Source organism: Marinobacter persicus, assembly GCF_002934325.1.
Lineage (GTDB): Bacteria > Pseudomonadota > Gammaproteobacteria > Pseudomonadales > Oleiphilaceae > Marinobacter > Marinobacter persicus_A.
The window spans coordinates 1-1221 of the sequence record NZ_PTIV01000088.1; the positions used below are offsets into that span (position 1 = coordinate 1).

At 54.1% G+C, this 1221-nt stretch carries 1 protein-coding gene; it reads right to left on the minus strand.

All coding sequences use genetic code 11. The features are described 5' to 3' along the window. Positions 1-5: 5 nt before the first annotated feature. A protein-coding gene (locus BY454_RS16705; RefSeq protein WP_104417680.1) for an IS3 family transposase occupies positions 6-1159 on the minus strand; the annotation gives its coding sequence in 2 pieces (ribosomal slippage) (positions 6-919 and positions 919-1159; 1155 coding nt in all). Positions 1160-1221: the final 62 nt, after the last annotated feature.

Genomic DNA, 1221 nt, shown 5'->3' on the forward strand with positions numbered 1-1221 from the left:
GGGTTCTACCCCGTTTCCACGGACGGTTTTAAAACGGCTGATAACTTCTGATCCTGAGCGGCAACTCTACGTCGCATCCTGGGATTATGAAACCGCTCGATGTAATCAAATACGTCAGCTCGTGCTTCGTTCTGAGTGCGGTACCGCCGGTGGTGAATTCGCTCCCGTTTGAGCATTCCGAAGAATCCTTCACAGGCAGCATTATCGCCACAATGACCAACCGCACTCATGCTGCTTACCAACTGGTTGTTACCGAGATATCGCTGGTAGTCACCACTGGTAAATTGACTGCCTCGATCTGAATGCAATATCACCGGGACTTTTCCCTGACGCTGCCAAACGGCCATCTCAACCGCTCTGATCACCATATGCCGATCCTGTCGGTGATGCATGGACCAGCCAACGATCAGCTTGCTGTAAAGGTCGAGAACTACGCAGAGGTAGAGCTTTCCTTCCTGCGTGGGTATTTCCGTAATATCCGTCACCCACTTGGTGTCAGGCTCCAGAGCGGAGAAATTCCGCTCCAGATGATTCCGGATGCCTGGTGGTCGATATGATTGGCGTCCCATGCGTCCGCGCTTCTTGCGTGGCCACCCCTGAATGCCGTGTTTGGCCATCAATCGCGCAACACGGTTCAGGCTGGTTGACGTGCCTTCGGCAATCAGGTCCTCATGCATTCTGGGTGAGCCAATCATGCCACCGCTATCGTCGTGAATCTCTCTGATGCGTGACAGCAAGTGCCGATTTGCCTTTGCCCTGGCGGACTCAGGGCGAGATGCCCAAGCGTAATAACCGCTGGCCGACACCTTCAGGCATCGGCACATAAGACGTATTGGGAAATGACTGCGACAACGTTGAATCGCCTGATACCTCAGGACGACTCCTTTGCGAAGAACACTGCCGCTTCGCGCAAAAAATCACGCTCCTTCTTCACCCGGGCCAACTCTCGCTTGAGACAAGCCACCTCTTCGTCTCTGGGAGAACCAGAACCCTTGAAGGCCTTGTCTGTCTCGGCATCGGCTTCTCTGCGCCAACGGGACAGCAGGTTGGGATTGATGCCGACCTCCAAGGCTATCTGTCGACAACTCACACCGGGTTGGCGGGTCAAAGCAATGGCTTCACGTTTGAACTCTGGGCTATATTTTCTGCGTCTGGACATGAACACTCCTTTGGCACATTGTGCCTCTTTTTGGGAATGTCCGCAGTAACGGGGTAGAACCC